Below are 14,374 nucleotides of genomic sequence, written 5' to 3'. Positions count from 1 at the left end.
CCCGCAATCGCGCGCGCGCGTCTACGATTCGAAATCGAGCCCGCCGATCAACGTAACCGGCTCACCCTGTGTGTGCGTGGAGAAATCGAGTTCGCGCGCCTGGGTCCACGCATTGAGCTTGCGCGGCAGCGCGGCCAGATATCTGGCGAAACGCGTCGCGCCCTGCTCGCCCATCAGCCTTTCTATTTCGTCGCTGTCCCAGGTCAGATACAGATTCAACGGATGCGGGTAATGGCCGAGCTCATCGAGCGGCGTGGCGTGAATCCGCACGCGGGTGGGCTGACCCTGTTCGCCATGCGGCAACACGTCGGTGTGCACGGTCTTGGCGATACACGCGGCGATCGCCTCGGCAATGCGCGGCGCGAACTCCTGGTCGAAACGCATTGCACTCTCGGGGCGCATCCAATCTCTCCGCTGTGATTCCCATCGTGGGTTGGTCATCGTAGCAGACTCAGTTTTTCGCCGGTGAGATCGCGTCCGGACCGTGTGTCACCGCCTCGCGCAGCGTCTTGCGGATCACCTTGCCGGTGGCCGTCATCGGCAGGCTTTCGACGAAGCGAATCTCGCGCGGATATTCGTGCGCGGCCAGACGCGTCTTCACGTGCTGCTGGATCTCGCGCACGAGTGCATCGTCGCCGACGAAACCCGCTTTCAGCACGACGAACGCCATCACGATTTCGGTGCGCTCGCGATCGGGGGCGCCGACCACGGCCGCCATCGCGACGGCCGGATGACGCAGCAGCGAATCCTCGATCGACGCCGGCCCAATCCGGTAACCGGCGCTCGTGATCACGTCGTCGCCACGGCCGACGAAGCGAATGAAGCCGTCCGCGTCGCGCGTGCCGAGATCGCCGGTCAGCAGAAACCTGCCGCGGAATTTGTCGTTGGTGGCCGCAACATTCCGCCAGTAGCCGAGAAACATCACCGGATCGGGCGCGGCCACCGCGATATCGCCGATCGCGCCGGGCGGCAGCTCGTTGCCGGCGGCATCGACGATCGCGACATGGTGCCCCGGCACCGCGCGCCCGATCGCGCCGAAGCGCGGCTCGAACAGCGCCGCGCACGACGACACCACGACGTTGCACTCGGTCTGCCCGTAGAACTCGTTGATCGTCACGCCGAGTGCGTCGCGCCCCCAGCCGATCAGTTCCTCGCCCAGCGATTCGCCGCCGCTCGCGACCGCTTGCAACGCGAGACGCAGATGGGCGGGCCGCTCGACGCCGCGCATCATCTTCAGCGCGGTCGGCGGTAGAAACGCATGGGAGACGGCGTGACGCGCGAGCAGATCGAACGCGGCGTGGCCGTCGAATTTCGCAAAACGGCGCGCCAGCACCGCGACACCGTGATGCCACGATGGCAGCAGCACGTCGAACAGACCGCCGATCCACGCCCAGTCCGCGGGCGTCCACATCAGCGTCGCGCGCGCGGGAAAGCCCTGCTGCGACATCTCCACGCCGGGCAGATGCCCGAGCAATACGCGATGCCCGTGCAACGCGCCCTTCGGTTTTCCGGTCGTGCCCGACGTATAGATGATGATCGCCGGATCGTCCGCGGCGGTGTCGGCCGGCGTGAACTCGGCGCAAGCGCCATTCAACGCCTGCCAGAACGACCGCACGGGCGCGTCCGATGCTTCGTCATCCTGCTCGATATCGACACTGAACACGTGTCGCAACCCGGGCAGCGCGCCGCGAATTTCGGCGATCTTTTGCACGCCGGCGTGATCGGTGATCAGCGCGAGCGCGCCGCTGTCGCCGAGCCGATGCTCGATCGCGTCCACGCCGAACAGCGCGAACAGCGGCACCGCGACCATGCCGGCCTTGTAGGCCGCGAGATGCGCGATGGCCGTTTCGATCGATTGCGACAGAAAGATGCCGATGCGCTCGCCGCGCCGCGCGCCCGCCGCGAGCAGCGCATTGGCGAAGCGGTCGGACAGGGCTTTCAGTTCGTCAAACGTATAGCGGGTCGCGCGGCCGTCGGCGTCTTCGTAGATCAGCGCGAGACGCCCCGAGCCATCGGCCCACTTGTCGCATGTGTCGACGCCGATGTTGTAGCGCGGTGGAATACGCCACGCGAAGCTGGCCGTGAGCGAATCGTAAGTCTCGCCGTCGAGGTTCATCGGGTCTCCTGGATATCGTCGTTGCCGCTGCATGGCGTGATGCATGGTCCGTCGCTTGCTGCCTCTGCGCGCATGGCCGGTGTTCCGCAGTTTAGCCCACGACCTTGCGCACTCGGTTGATGCATTGCCGTGCGCAACTGAATTCGCCAGATACGACATAGTCCCGCTCATAATCGCCGACTCGTTGCGCTGAACTCAACGTTTTGCGACAACTCCTGTGCGATTCAGGCCCTTTACATCTGACCTGTGCCGTGCCCGTCTAGGATCGTTACACAGGTTCGGCGCGCATGTTGCGCCGCATGATCGCTACCCTGGATGACATATGCGCAAGGCAAGGTTTGCATCGTTCTGGCATGGCCCGGAACTTTCTCCCTACGAGATCGCCTGTCTGAATTCGTTCACGCTGTACGGCAGCGAGGTCGCGCTCTATAGCTACGAGCCGATCGACACTCTGCCGCCCGGCGTGATCGCGAAGGACGCGACCACGATACTGCCGCGCGACTCGCTGAACGACTTCCCGATTCACGGCGTGCCGTCGATGCAGCATTTCACCGACTATTTCCGCTTCGTGATGTTCACGAAGACCGATGAGATCTGGGTCGATACCGACATGCTGCTGCTACGCGATTTCGATCTCAACGCCAAGGGCGATCTGATCGGCCGGGAAACCCAGTCGAGCATCTGTAATGCGATTCTGCGGCTCGATCCGGATCAGCCGCGCTTGCACGAGGCGATCGAACGGGTCGAAGCGATGAAAGGCCGGGCACTGAAATGGGGCGACACGGGCCCGCGTCTGTTGACCGCCATCTACGGCGTGAAGGCCGGTCTTCCCGAAAGCCTGTTCTATCCGGTGCACTTCAACGATTACTACAAGGTGTTCCTGCCGCGCTATTTCGACGAGTGCGCGGCGCTCTGTTCCAATGCGTACACGCTGCATCTGTGGAACAACCGGGTGGTCAAGATGGGCCTGTTCAAGCGCATCGGCCCCCCCGTTGGGTCGCTCCTGCACCACGTGTTCGAGCAAACCGGCGCCAACACGCTGTTTCGCGAATTTTATCCGGCGAGCGTGATGCAGGCGATGATCGACAACGCGGTGGGCAAAGTCGGTAGCGACGAAGGCGTGCGCAAGCTGCTGCGCGTCGGCGTGCCGATGGTCACGACGGCCATCGCGCGCAGACTCGGCGCCTGAGTTCGCAGCTTCAGTTCGCGCCGCCCCTGCCCGAGCCCTGCGCCTGCTCCAGCACGAAGTCGATGAACGTCGCCGCCGCGCGCGTGTGATGCCGATTCGGCATGTACAGCATGTACATGTGCGTGCCGAAGATGCTGAGCCGCCAGGCATCGAGCGCGGTCAGCACGGCGCCGAGCTTCAGATCGTCCTGCACCACGTAGTCGGGCACGAGTCCGACACCGAGACCGGCCAGCACCGCCTGGCGCAAAAATAGAAAGTTTTCCGAAATAATCGTCGGTTCGAGCAGGACTTCATGACGCTCGTCGCGCAGATACGCGGCGAGCCGCAACTGCTTGCCGATCACGGCCGCGGTAATCAGCGGCGCGGTGCGCAGGTCGTCGAGCGTCGCGGGCAGGCCGTGTGTCCGCGCGAATTCGGGGGATGCGCAGGCCACGTACCGGACTGGCCCCATGTCCCGCGCGACGAGGTTTTGCGGCGGCTCCGACATCACGCGCACCGCGATGTCGATCTCGTCGCGCATCAGATCCTCGACGCGGTTCTCGAACATCACATCGAGCACGATTCCCGGATACAGCCGCTTGAACGCGATCAGCCAGTCGGACATCACGAGCTGGCCATAGCCGCTCGGCACGCTGAGCCGCACGCGCCCCTGCAGGCTCTGGCCCAGTGTCGTCACCGACTCGCGCGCGGCCAGCAGCGCGTTGCGGATCGTGCGGCCGTGCTCGTAGAGCCGCAGACCGATCTCGGTCGGCTCGACGCGACGCGTGGTGCGTCGCACCAATTGCAGGCCGACCGAACGCTCGAGCTGATTCAGGTGATAGCTGACGTTCGCGCGGCTCATCTTGAGCCGGCGCGCCGCTTCGCTCAGATTGCCGGCGTCGAGGATGTCGACGAGCAGGGTCAGCGAGTTGACGTCCATGGCCCAGTCTTTGTCAAAATAATTTTGGCAGTCTGTCAATCAACGGTGTAATTGTCAATGAACGTTGACCACTCCAGAATGGGACGATCCGGCGCGCCTCGCCATCCTCAAACGGAGACACCTACGATGACCCTTTCCTCCTCAGCCGACGTCGTCACGCGCGAATTGCACGGCAAGGTCCTGCTCGTCACGATCGACCACGCGCCGGTCAACGCGCTATCCGCCGACGTGCGGCGCGGCCTGCTGGCCGCGATCGAAGCCGCCGACGCCGACCGCGCGGTCGAAGCCGTGCTGATCGTCGGCGCGGGGCGCAACTTCATCGCCGGTGCCGAGATTCGCGAGTTCGGCAAGCCGCCGGTGCCGCCTTCGCTGCCGGACGTGTGCAACCGCATCGAGGCATGCACGAAACCCGTGATTGCCGCGCTGCATGGCGCGGCGCTCGGCGGCGGGCTCGAAGTGGCGCTCGCCGCGCATTACCGGATCGCCGTCGACGGCGCGAAGCTCGGCCTGCCCGAAGTGCAGCTGGGTCTGCTGCCTGGCGCGGGCGGCACGCAACGCACGCCGCGTCTGATCGGCGCGCCGGCGGCGCTCGACCTGATGCTGAGCGGCCGTCACGCGAACGCGAAGGAGGCGCTCGCGCTCGGCCTCGTCGACCGTCTCGGCGACAGCGGCGACATCCTCGCCGAAGGGCTCGCCTACGCGCACGAGCTGCTCGCCGCGCACGCGCCGGTACGCCGCACGCGCGACGCCGCCGCATTGATCGATCGCGCCGCGAGCCGCGCCGCCGTCGCGAAAGCGCGTGACGAAACCGCGAAGAAAGCGCGCGGCCTGTTCTCGCCGCTGAAAATCGTCGATGCCGTCGAAGCCGCGATCGAACAGCCCTTCGAGGAGGGCTTGAAGCTCGAACGCAAGCTGTTCCTGCAATGCCTCGACAGCCCGCAGCGCGCCGGCCTGGTTCACGCATTCTTCGCCGAGCGCGAAGTGCTGAAGGCGCCCGAAACGCGCGACGCGAAACCGCGCGCGCTGGAGGCGATCGGCGTGATCGGCGGCGGGACGATGGGCGCGGGCATTGCGGTCGCAGTGCTCGACGCGGGGCTGCCCGTCACGCTGATCGAACGCGACGAAGCGGCGCTCGCGCGTGGCCGCGCGCACATCGACAAGGTCTACGACGGGCTGATCGCCCGGGGCCGCCTCACCGCTGAGAAGAAAGCCGCGACCATCGCGCGCTGGAGCGGCAGCACGTCGTACGATGCGCTTGCTCACGCCGACCTCGTGATCGAAGCCGTGTTCGAAGATCTCGACGTCAAAAAGGCCGTATTCGCCGAGCTCGATCGCGTCTGCAAGTCCGGTGCGGTGCTCGCGACCAACACGTCGTATCTGGACATCGACGCGATCGCAGCCAGCATCTCGCGCCCCGCCGACGTAATCGGACTGCACTTCTTCTCGCCCGCCAACATCATGAAGCTGCTCGAAGTCGTGGTGCCGAAGCAGGTCAGCGCCGACGTCGTCGCGACTGCGTTCGAGTTCGCGAAGAAGCTGCGCAAGACGCCGGTGCGCGCCGGCGTGTGCGACGGCTTCATCGGCAATCGCCTGCTTGCCGTGTACCGCGCCGCCGCGGACGCGCTGATGGAAGACGGTGCATCGCCGTATCAGATCGACGCGGCGGTGCGGGCGTTCGGCTTGCCGATGGGCCCGTTTCAGGTGGTCGATCTCGCGGGCGGCGACATCGGCTGGGCGGCGCGCAAACGCCGCGCGGCCACGCGCGACCCGAACGCGCGCTACGTGCAGATCGCCGACCGCCTGTGCGAGCGCGGCTGGTTCGGCCAGAAGACCGGCCGCGGATTCTATCTGTACCCCGAAGGATCGCGCGGCGGCATGCCCGATCCCGAAGTCGAGGCGATCATCGACGCCGAGCGTGCGCGCGCGGGCATCACGCCGCGCAGCTTCACCGACGAGCAGATCATGCGCCGCTATCTGGCCGCGATGATCAACGAAGGCGCGAACGTCGTCCACGAAGGTATCGCGCTGCGCCCGCTCGACGTCGACGTGACCCTGCTGTACGGCTACGGCTTTCCGCGCTACCGCGGCGGTCCGATGAAATACGCGGATAGCGTCGGCCTGCCGACGATTCTCGCCGACATCCGCGAGTTCGCGAAGGAAGACCCGCTGTTCTGGCGGCCGTCGCCGCTGCTCGTCGATCTGGTCGAGCGCGGCGCGGATTTCGCGAGCCTGAACACGACGGCCTGAACCACCACGAACACTGACGGAACGACTGCGATGGATCTGAACTTCACCTCCGAGGAAGAAGCTTTTCGCGCCAGCGTGCTGGCGTTTCTGCGCGACAAGCTCCCGCGACGTCTCGCCGGCAAGGTGCACGGCGGGCGGCGTCTGACGCGCGGCGACATGGCCGAGTGGCACGCGATTCTGAACGCGCAAGGCTGGCTCGCGAATCACTGGCCGAAAGAGTACGGCGGCCCGGGTTGGAGCGCAGTGCAGAAATTCATCTTCGAAAACGAATGCGCACTCGCCGGCGCGCCACGCGTCGTGCCGTTCGGCGTCAACATGCTCGGGCCGGTGCTGATCAAGTACGGCAGCGAGGCGCAGAAGCGTCACTGGCTGCCGCGCATTCTCGACGGTTCCGACTGGTGGTGCCAGGGCTATTCGGAGCCGGGCGCGGGCTCCGATCTCGCTTCGGTCAAGACGACGGCAGTGCGCGGCAAGGACGCGCAGGGCGAGCACTACCTCGTCAATGGCCAGAAGACGTGGACCACACTCGGTCATTACGCGAACATGATCTTCTGCCTCGTGCGCACCGCGACCGACGTGCGCAAACAGGAAGGCATCAGCTTTCTGCTGATCGACATGAACACGCCGGGCGTCGAAGTCCGGCCGATCATCACGCTCGACGGCGAGCACGAGGTCAATGAAGTGTTCTTCACCGACGTGCGCGTGCCGGTCGGAAATCTCGTCGGCGAAGAAAACAAGGGCTGGACCTACGCGAAATATCTGCTTACGTACGAGCGCACCAATATCGCCGGCGTCGGCTTTTCCGTCGCCGCCTTCAACCGTCTGCGCAAGATCGCCGCGACACAGCTGCGCAATGGCCGGCCGCTCGCCGAGGATCCGGCGTTCGCGGCACGCATGGCGCGCGTCGAGATCGATCTCGAGAACATGAAGACGACCAATCTTCGGGTGATCGCGGCCGTGGCGGGCGGCGGCGTGCCCGGTGCCGAGAGTTCGATGCTGAAGATTCGCGGCACCGAGATCCGTCAGGAGATCTCGTCGCTGACGCGGCGTGCGATGGGCGCTTATGCGCAGCCATTCGTCGAGGAAGCGCTGCACGAAGGCTTCGACGGCGTGCCGGTCGGCCCCGACGAAGCCGCGAGTGCCGCGTCGCAGTACTTCAATAATCGCAAGCTGTCGATCTTCGGCGGCTCGAACGAAATCCAGAAGAACATCATTTCCAAAATGATCCTCGGACTGTAAGAGGCGCACGTCATGAATTTCCAGCACACCGAAGAGCGCCGCATGCTGGCGGATACGCTGAATCGGTTTATCAGCGAGCAGTACGGCTTCGCGACGCGCGATGAAATCGCACGCTCGACGCAAGGCTTCAGCACCGAATTATGGGCACGCTTCGCGGAGCTTGGCGTGATCGGCGCACTGTTCGACGAAGCGAGCGGCGGTTTTGGCGGCGGCGGGTTCGATATTTCCGTGGTGTTCGAGAGTATCGGCCGCGGGCTCGTCGTCGAACCGTTTCTCGATACGCTAATCGTCGGCCGGGCGATCGCTCGCAGCGGCGGCGACGTGCAGCATGCGGCGCTGGATTCGTTGATCGACGGCTCGCGGATCGTTGCGCTCGCGCATGGTGAACCGGACAGTCATTACGAGCTTGCCCGGGTCGCGACGACGCGCGCGCGCCGCAGCGTAAATGGCAACAGCGGCGTGTGGACGTTGCACGGCGCAAAGGCCGTCGTTCAGCATGGCGAGCATGCTCAGGTGTTCCTCGTCTCGGCACGCACGAGCGGCGAGGACGATGCCGAAGCCGGCATCACGCTGTTTCTGGTGCCGAGGGACGCGACGGGTGTGAGCGTGCGCGGCTATCGCAAGATCGACGGAGGACGCGCGGCCGAAGTGACGTTCGACGACGTCACGCTCCGCGACGACACCGTGCTCGGCTCAGTGGATCACGGCTTTGCGACGCTCGAATATGCGCTGAGTTGCGGCGTGCTCGCGCTGTGCGCGGAAGCGGTCGGCGCAATGGACGTCGCGAAAGACTACACGCTCGACTATCTGCGCACGCGCAAGCAGTTCGGCGTGCCGATCGGCAGCTTCCAGGCGTTGCAGCATCGCATGGCCGATTTGCTGCTCGAAATCGAGCAGGCGCGCTCGGCGGTGATCAACGCGGCGGCGGCGCTCGACGGTGAACGAAACGCGCGCGAGCGCGCGGTGTCGGCGGCGAAGTACAGCATCGGCCGGATCGGCACGCGAGTCGCGGAGGAATGCATCCAGTTGCACGGCGGGATCGGTATGACGTGGGAACTGCCGCTCGCGCATTACGCGAAGCGGCTCGTGATGATCGATCATCAGCTTGGGGATGAGGATCATCATCTGGAGCGGTTTGTGGCGTTGGGGGCTCGAGGGCTGTGATTCGTGTGCGCTTGCGAATGCGAACGCGTGCCGGTGACAAGTCTGCCAGATTGCACTCGCCTATTCTTGAGGAGCTGAGCCTGCCAAACGAATCAAAAAAGTTGACCGATGCCGGATGGACAGCATTGCGGATGCACGAGGGCGCTGTCCTTCGCTACGACAACGACGTAGCGAACAATTGCACCTTCGGGATAGGCACGCCTGCGTACTTTGGCCGATGCACCAATGACGAAATGCGGCGACCGGTGACCTTGGCAGATGTCGACGCTCAACTCGCAACAAGGGCAACCGCATCCAATCCAGCCGACGTCATCGCAACCCGCAGTGGACTGCCCGCCAGTGAGGTCGACGCGGCCCTGTCGCATTGCGACGCGAATCAGATGAGCATGAATCTGTGCGCGTGGCGCGATCAGATCGTCGCGGAGCAGAAGCTGGAGCAGGTCGTCAAGGGCAAGGCCGCGGTGTCGGCGAGTTGCCAAGCGGCGATCGAGAAGAGGCTCACCGCGTGGAAAACGCGCCGTGACGCCAACTGCAAAAAATCGGCTTCTCGAGAATGGGGCGGCGGGTCGATGCTGCCCACGGCGGTCGCGATGTGCAAGACAGCCGAAACCGAGCGCATAAGCAAAGCAATCGAGGCTTCGGGATGCAGATGAGCGTGGGCGAAGCGTTGACAGCGGGAAACGCTGCCCCGCGCGACGGACAAGAAAAAAGGACTTACGGCTTTCACCGTAAGTCCTTTTGATCTTTTTGGTCGGGGCGAGAGGATTTGAACCTCCGACCACCTGCACCCCATGCAGGTACGCTACCAGGCTGCGCTACGCCCCGAACAGAAGAAAATTATAACAGACACTTCATTCGATTAGAACCGCTCGACACGAACAAAGCGAACAAGTCCATGAACTAGTGGCCCAGCAGATCGATTACGTTCTGCAGTTCCTTGCGCAACTTCTCGACATCGACCGCAACCGTTGCCGCCGATGCCTGCACCTGACCCGCGACTCCGGCGGTAGCCTCACCCTCTTCGACCACCGCATCCGGCCCACCGCCGCCATGCGAATCGAGCCGGTTGCGCGCCCCGTTGATCGTAAAACCCTGCTCGTACAGCAACTCTCGAATCCGCCGGATCAGCAGCACCTCGTGATGCTGATAATACCGACGATTGCCGCGCCGCTTGACCGGCCTCAACTGGGTGAACTCCTGCTCCCAGTAACGCAGCACGTGAGGCTTTACCCCACAAAGTTCGCTGACCTCACCAATCGTGAAGTACCGCTTCGCCGGAATCGGAGGCAAGACGACTTTTTCGATCGTCGCTGTCATCGTCAGTTAGCCGTGATGGGTTGCCCGAAAGCGCGCCAGTCAATCAGCGCGCGAGAAGCTCGCTTCGGCGCCGTTTTCGACGAGCGCCTTCAGTTTTTGACTTGCATGAAACGTCACCACGCGACGTGCCGCAATCGGAATCGCCTCGCCCGTCTTCGGATTTCTGCCCGGACGCTGCGGCTTGTCGCGCAACTGGAAGTTGCCGAAGCCCGACAGCTTCACGCTGTCGCCGCTCTCGAGCGCATCGCGGATCACCTCGAAGAACGCCTCGACCATGTCCTTCGCTTCCCGCTTGTTGAGCCCGACATTGTCGAACAGCAACTCGGCAAGTTCCGCCTTGGTGAGTGTCGGCGTTTCATTGGAAACGACGGCGGATGATGTCGGAATATCTCGAATCATGGCGCTGCGTTGCGCCGTAAGAAGGGCTTCGAAATCACTCGAGTTCATTTCATTCATATCTATCAAATGGCGCGCCAAGCGTAAAACAATGGATGCGGAAACAGCCGTGCAATTGTTAAATGCGGGTTATCCGCGCAACCGTGCGCCATATACTCGAGCTAGACGTTCCACCAGAGTTTGAATAGCCAGATCGACCGTTTCATCCTGAAGGGTTCCGCCAGTATCTTGCAAGGTCACCCGGAACGCAAGGCTTTTCTCGTGCGCGGCCAGACCACCGGAAGTGTTTGATTTTGGACGAAATTCGTCGAAAAGTGCAACCTTCTGGACAGCCTTGCAGGCCGGTTCGGACTGGGCCTTCTGAAGCTCGTCGAGCAGCGCCTGAACCTCGATTTTCTGATCGACGACCACCGCGATATCACGTCGTACCGGCGGGAATTTTGAAACTTCCGACGGAATCGGCAATACCCGTTGCATTAATGCTTCCGCTTCGATTTCAAACAGAATCGGCGCATGCGGCAAATCATATTTTTGCATCCAGCGCGGATGCAATTCGCCAATCCAGCCCACTGCGCGACCATTCAATTCGATCCGCGCGCTGCGTCCCGGATGCAGCGCCGGATGCTCGGCCTGCACGAACCGCGCGAGCGCCGGTGCGACCAGCGCTTCGAGGTCGCCCTTCACGTCGAAGAAGTCGACGGCACGCGTCGGTGCGCCCCACTGCTCGTCGAGCGCGGGCCCATAGGCGAGCGCGCCGATCATCTTCGGCTGCGCGAAACCTTCGACGGTCAGCTCGCCGGCCTTGATCGACGGATCGTGCAGGAATACGCGACCTGCTTCAAACACGCGTACGCGGTCCGCCGCGCGACGGTTCAGATTCGTGCGCAACACATGAATCAGGCTGCCGAACAACGTCGTGCGCATCACCGACAGTTGGCTCGCGATCGGGTTGATAAGACGCACGGGGTTGCTGTTGCCTGCGAAGTCCTGCTCCCACTCCGCGTCGACGAAGCTGAAGTTCACCGTTTCCGCGTAGTCGCGCGCTGCGAGCGCATGACGGATCGCGTGGATGGAGCGTTGCGTCTCGTTGGTCGCGCGCATTTCGCTGGTCGCGACCGGCGGGCGCGCCGGAATCTTTTCGAAGCCGTGGATACGCGCGACCTCTTCGATCAGGTCCTCTTCGATTTCGATATCGAAGCGGTACGACGGCGGCATCACCGAGAACGTATCGCCGTCACGCTCGAACGAGAGGCCGAGGCGCGTGAAGATCTGCGCGATTTCATCGACACCGATCGCGACGCCGATGATGCGGTTCGCGCGCGAAACGCGCATCTTCACGGGCGCGCGCTTCGGGACGTTGACGATCTGATCGTCGACCGGACCCGCTTTGCCGCCGCAGATGTCGAGGATCAGCTGCGTGATGCGCTCGATATGATCGACGGTCGTCGCGTAGTCGACGCCGCGCTCGAAGCGATGGCCTGCATCGGTCGAAAAGTTGTACTTGCGCGAGCGACCACGAATGCTGTCGGGCCACCAGAACGCGGCCTCGAGATAGATGTTGGTGGTGTCGAGCGTGACCGCGGTGCTGTCGCCGCCCATGATGCCCGCGAGGCTTTCGATATGCTGCTCGTCGGCGATCACACCGACCGTTTCGTCGAGCTCGACCGTGTTCCCGTTCAGCAGCTTCAGCGTTTCGCCCTTGCGGCCCCAGCGTACGTCCATGCCGCCGTGGATCTTGTCGAGATCGAACACGTGCGACGGACGCCCCAGCTCGAGCATCACATAGTTCGAGATGTCGACGAGCGCGGAAATGCTGCGCTGGCCGGAGCGCTCGAGACGCTCGACCATCCATTGCGGCGACTTTGCACGCGCATTGACGCCGCGGATCACGCGGCCCGAGAAACGGCCGCACAGATCGGGCGCGGAGATTTTCACGGGCAGCGTTTCGTTGAGCGTGACCGGAGCCGGCTTGATTTCGAGCGGACGCAGCGGCGCCCCGCTAATCGCCGACGTTTCTCGCGCGACGCCGAATACCGACAGACAGTCGGCCTTGTTCGGCGTCAGCTTGATTTCAAAAACGGTGTCGTCGAGATTGAGCGTGTCGCGGATGTCCTGGCCGATCGGCGTGCCTTCCGGCAGGATCATCAGACCGCTGTGATCTTCGGAGAGCTTCAGCTCGCGCGCCGAGCACAGCATGCCCTGGCTTTCCACGCCGCGCAGCTTCGACAGCTTGATCGCGAACGGTGCGCCGCCCTCTTCGGCCGGCGGCAGTTGCGCGCCGACCAGCGCGACCGGCACCTTGATGCCGGGCGCAACATTCGGCGCGCCGCACACGATGTTGAGCGTCGCGCCGGTGCCAGCGTCGACCTGACACACGTTGAGCTTGTCCGCATCCGGGTGCTTGACGACTTCCAGCACCTGGCCGACGACGATCTTCGAGGTCGGCGGCGCGGCCGTCCGCAGGTCTTCGACTTCGAGACCCGCCATCGTCAACGCGTGCGACAGCTCGTCGGTGGTCAGTTGCGGATCGACAAAAGTTCTGAGCCAGGATTCCGGAAATTGCATGGTTCTGTGTACGTTGTGATCAGGTTAGGTCCACGTCCGGCAGATGCTTCGTAAAGCCCGGTGGTCTTGCGCCGGTTCAGCGAGCTCTGCCGGGGACGCTCGCGGCGCGCACCAGGTGCGCTGTCGCGATTTATGCTTCGTCGCGCTCGCGCGCGCCGGGTCACGCGAATTGACGCAGGAAACGCAGGTCGTTTTCGAAAAACAGGCGCAGGTCCTGCACGCCGTAACGCAGCATCGTGAGACGCTCGAGGCCACTGCCGAAAGCGAAGCCGATGTAGCGCTCCGGGTCGAGACCCATGTTGCGGATCACAGTCGGATGCACCTGGCCGGAGCCCGAAATTTCGAGCCACTTGCCCGCGTTCTTGCCCGTTTCGAACTGCATGTCGATCTCGGCCGACGGTTCGGTGAACGGGAAATACGACGGACGAAAGCGCACGAGAATGTCGTCGCGCTCGAAGAATTTCTTCAGGAAGTCGGTATAGACGCCCTTCAGGTCCGCGAAGCTGATGTTCTCGTCAATCCACAGGCCTTCGACCTGGTTGAACATCGGCGAATGCGTCGCGTCGCTATCCACGCGATACGTGCGGCCCGGTACGATCACCTTGATCGGCGGCGTGTTGGTGCGCGCGTAGCGCACCTGCATCGGGCTCGTATGCGTGCGCAGCAGCAGCGGGCGGCCGTCGGCATCCTTGCCGTCGACGTAGAAGGTGTCCTGCATCGAACGCGCCGGATGGTTTTCCGGGCTGTTCAGCGAGGTGAAGTTGTACCAGTCGGTTTCGATCTCGGGGCCGTCGGCCACGTCGAATCCGATCGTACGGAAAATCTGTTCGACGCGCTCCCAGGTGCGCATCACCGGGTGCAGGCTACCTGCATTGGCGCCGCGGCCCGGCAGCGTGACGTCGATCGCTTCAGCAGCGAGACGCTGGTTCAGAAGTGCGTCGGCGAGCGCCTGACGACGTGCCGTCAGCGCGGCCTCGACCTGTTGCTTGACGAGGTTGATCCGTGCGCCTTCGGTCTTGCGCGTTTCGGGATCGAGTTTGCCAAGGCCCTTCAACAGCTCGGTCAGCGCACCCGCCTTACCGAGAAAGCGCGCTTTCTCGTTCTCGAGGGTGGTGACGTCGGGGGCTTCTGCGAAGCCTTTTTGCGCGTCGGCGACAATCTGGTCCAGATCCATTGATCCCATCATTTCAACGTCAGTGTTCTATCGAAACAAAACTGGTTC

Annotated in this window: 12 protein-coding genes and 1 tRNA gene; 5 read left to right on the top strand and 8 right to left on the bottom strand. The window is 63.6% G+C overall.

All coding sequences use genetic code 11. The annotated features are described in order from the left end of the window. Positions 1–21: 21 nt before the first annotated feature. Together HDG34_RS26775 and HDG34_RS26770 are read right to left on the bottom strand one after the other, a co-directional pair. Positions 22–402: a DUF5594 family protein gene (locus HDG34_RS26775; RefSeq protein ID WP_090800962.1), complete on the bottom strand. Its 381-nt coding sequence runs from the start codon at positions 400–402 to the stop codon at positions 22–24. Between the two features lie 49 nt (positions 403–451). After that, positions 452–2,116 (bottom strand): acyl-CoA synthetase, encoded by a 1,665-nt coding sequence (locus HDG34_RS26770; protein WP_184063709.1) that lies wholly within the window; start codon positions 2,114–2,116, stop codon positions 452–454. 322 nt (positions 2,117–2,438) lie between these two features. Here HDG34_RS26770 and HDG34_RS26765 point away from each other — a divergent pair, with 322 nt between their 5' ends. Next, positions 2,439–3,305, top strand: coding sequence for a hypothetical protein (locus tag HDG34_RS26765; protein ID WP_184063706.1), 867 nt, complete (start codon positions 2,439–2,441; stop codon positions 3,303–3,305). A gap of 10 nt (positions 3,306–3,315) precedes the next feature. Here HDG34_RS26765 and HDG34_RS26760 read toward each other — a convergent pair whose 3' ends face one another. Then, positions 3,316–4,224 (bottom strand): LysR family transcriptional regulator, encoded by a 909-nt coding sequence (locus HDG34_RS26760; RefSeq protein WP_184063703.1) that lies wholly within the window; start codon positions 4,222–4,224, stop codon positions 3,316–3,318. Between the two features lie 126 nt (positions 4,225–4,350). Between HDG34_RS26760 and HDG34_RS26755 the strand changes: the two genes are divergently transcribed. From HDG34_RS26755 to HDG34_RS26740, 4 genes are read left to right on the top strand one after another with little or no spacing between them, the layout of a single operon-like run. Continuing rightward, the gene (locus HDG34_RS26755) at positions 4,351–6,471 is read left to right on the top strand and encodes a 3-hydroxyacyl-CoA dehydrogenase NAD-binding domain-containing protein (RefSeq protein ID WP_184063701.1); all 2,121 of its coding nucleotides are present in this window, start codon (positions 4,351–4,353) and stop codon (positions 6,469–6,471) included. Positions 6,472–6,501: 30 nt separating this feature from the next. Continuing rightward, positions 6,502–7,710: an acyl-CoA dehydrogenase family protein gene (locus HDG34_RS26750; RefSeq protein ID WP_184063697.1), complete on the top strand. Its 1,209-nt coding sequence runs from the start codon at positions 6,502–6,504 to the stop codon at positions 7,708–7,710. 12 nt (positions 7,711–7,722) lie between these two features. Then, positions 7,723–8,874: an acyl-CoA dehydrogenase family protein gene (locus tag HDG34_RS26745; RefSeq protein ID WP_184063694.1), complete on the top strand. Its 1,152-nt coding sequence runs from the start codon at positions 7,723–7,725 to the stop codon at positions 8,872–8,874. A gap of 50 nt (positions 8,875–8,924) precedes the next feature. Then, entirely contained in the window at positions 8,925–9,527 is a 603-nt protein-coding gene (locus HDG34_RS26740; RefSeq protein ID WP_260321351.1) for a lysozyme inhibitor LprI family protein, read from the top strand. A gap of 95 nt (positions 9,528–9,622) precedes the next feature. On the opposite strand, the gene HDG34_RS26735 is transcribed toward HDG34_RS26740, so the two are convergent. The 5 genes from HDG34_RS26735 to pheS all read right to left on the bottom strand — a co-directional run bounded on the left by HDG34_RS26735 (position 9,623) and on the right by pheS (position 14,326). Beyond that, positions 9,623–9,699: transfer RNA gene (locus tag HDG34_RS26735), tRNA-Pro, on the bottom strand. Between the two features lie 75 nt (positions 9,700–9,774). Beyond that, on the bottom strand, positions 9,775–10,191 hold the full coding sequence (locus HDG34_RS26730; RefSeq protein ID WP_184021872.1) for a MerR family transcriptional regulator: 417 nt from the start codon (positions 10,189–10,191) through the stop codon (positions 9,775–9,777). A 39-nt stretch (positions 10,192–10,230) separates the two neighbouring features. Continuing rightward, entirely contained in the window at positions 10,231–10,647 is a 417-nt protein-coding gene (locus HDG34_RS26725; protein ID WP_090800976.1) for an integration host factor subunit alpha, read from the bottom strand. A 69-nt stretch (positions 10,648–10,716) separates the two neighbouring features. Further along, positions 10,717–13,152, bottom strand: a complete 2,436-nt coding sequence (gene pheT, locus HDG34_RS26720; RefSeq protein ID WP_184063691.1) for a phenylalanine--tRNA ligase subunit beta — start codon at positions 13,150–13,152, stop codon at positions 10,717–10,719. A gap of 160 nt (positions 13,153–13,312) precedes the next feature. Beyond that, the gene (pheS, locus tag HDG34_RS26715; RefSeq protein ID WP_184063688.1) at positions 13,313–14,326 is read right to left on the bottom strand and encodes a phenylalanine--tRNA ligase subunit alpha; all 1,014 of its coding nucleotides are present in this window, start codon (positions 14,324–14,326) and stop codon (positions 13,313–13,315) included. Positions 14,327–14,374 lie beyond the last annotated feature (48 nt).

The sequence above is a fragment of the Paraburkholderia sp. HC6.4b genome, from assembly GCF_014200875.1.
Taxonomy (GTDB): Bacteria; Pseudomonadota; Gammaproteobacteria; order Burkholderiales; family Burkholderiaceae; genus Paraburkholderia; species Paraburkholderia tuberum.
Note: the sequence above shows the minus strand (reverse complement) of the source record. Positions and strands in the feature narration are given on the sequence as shown.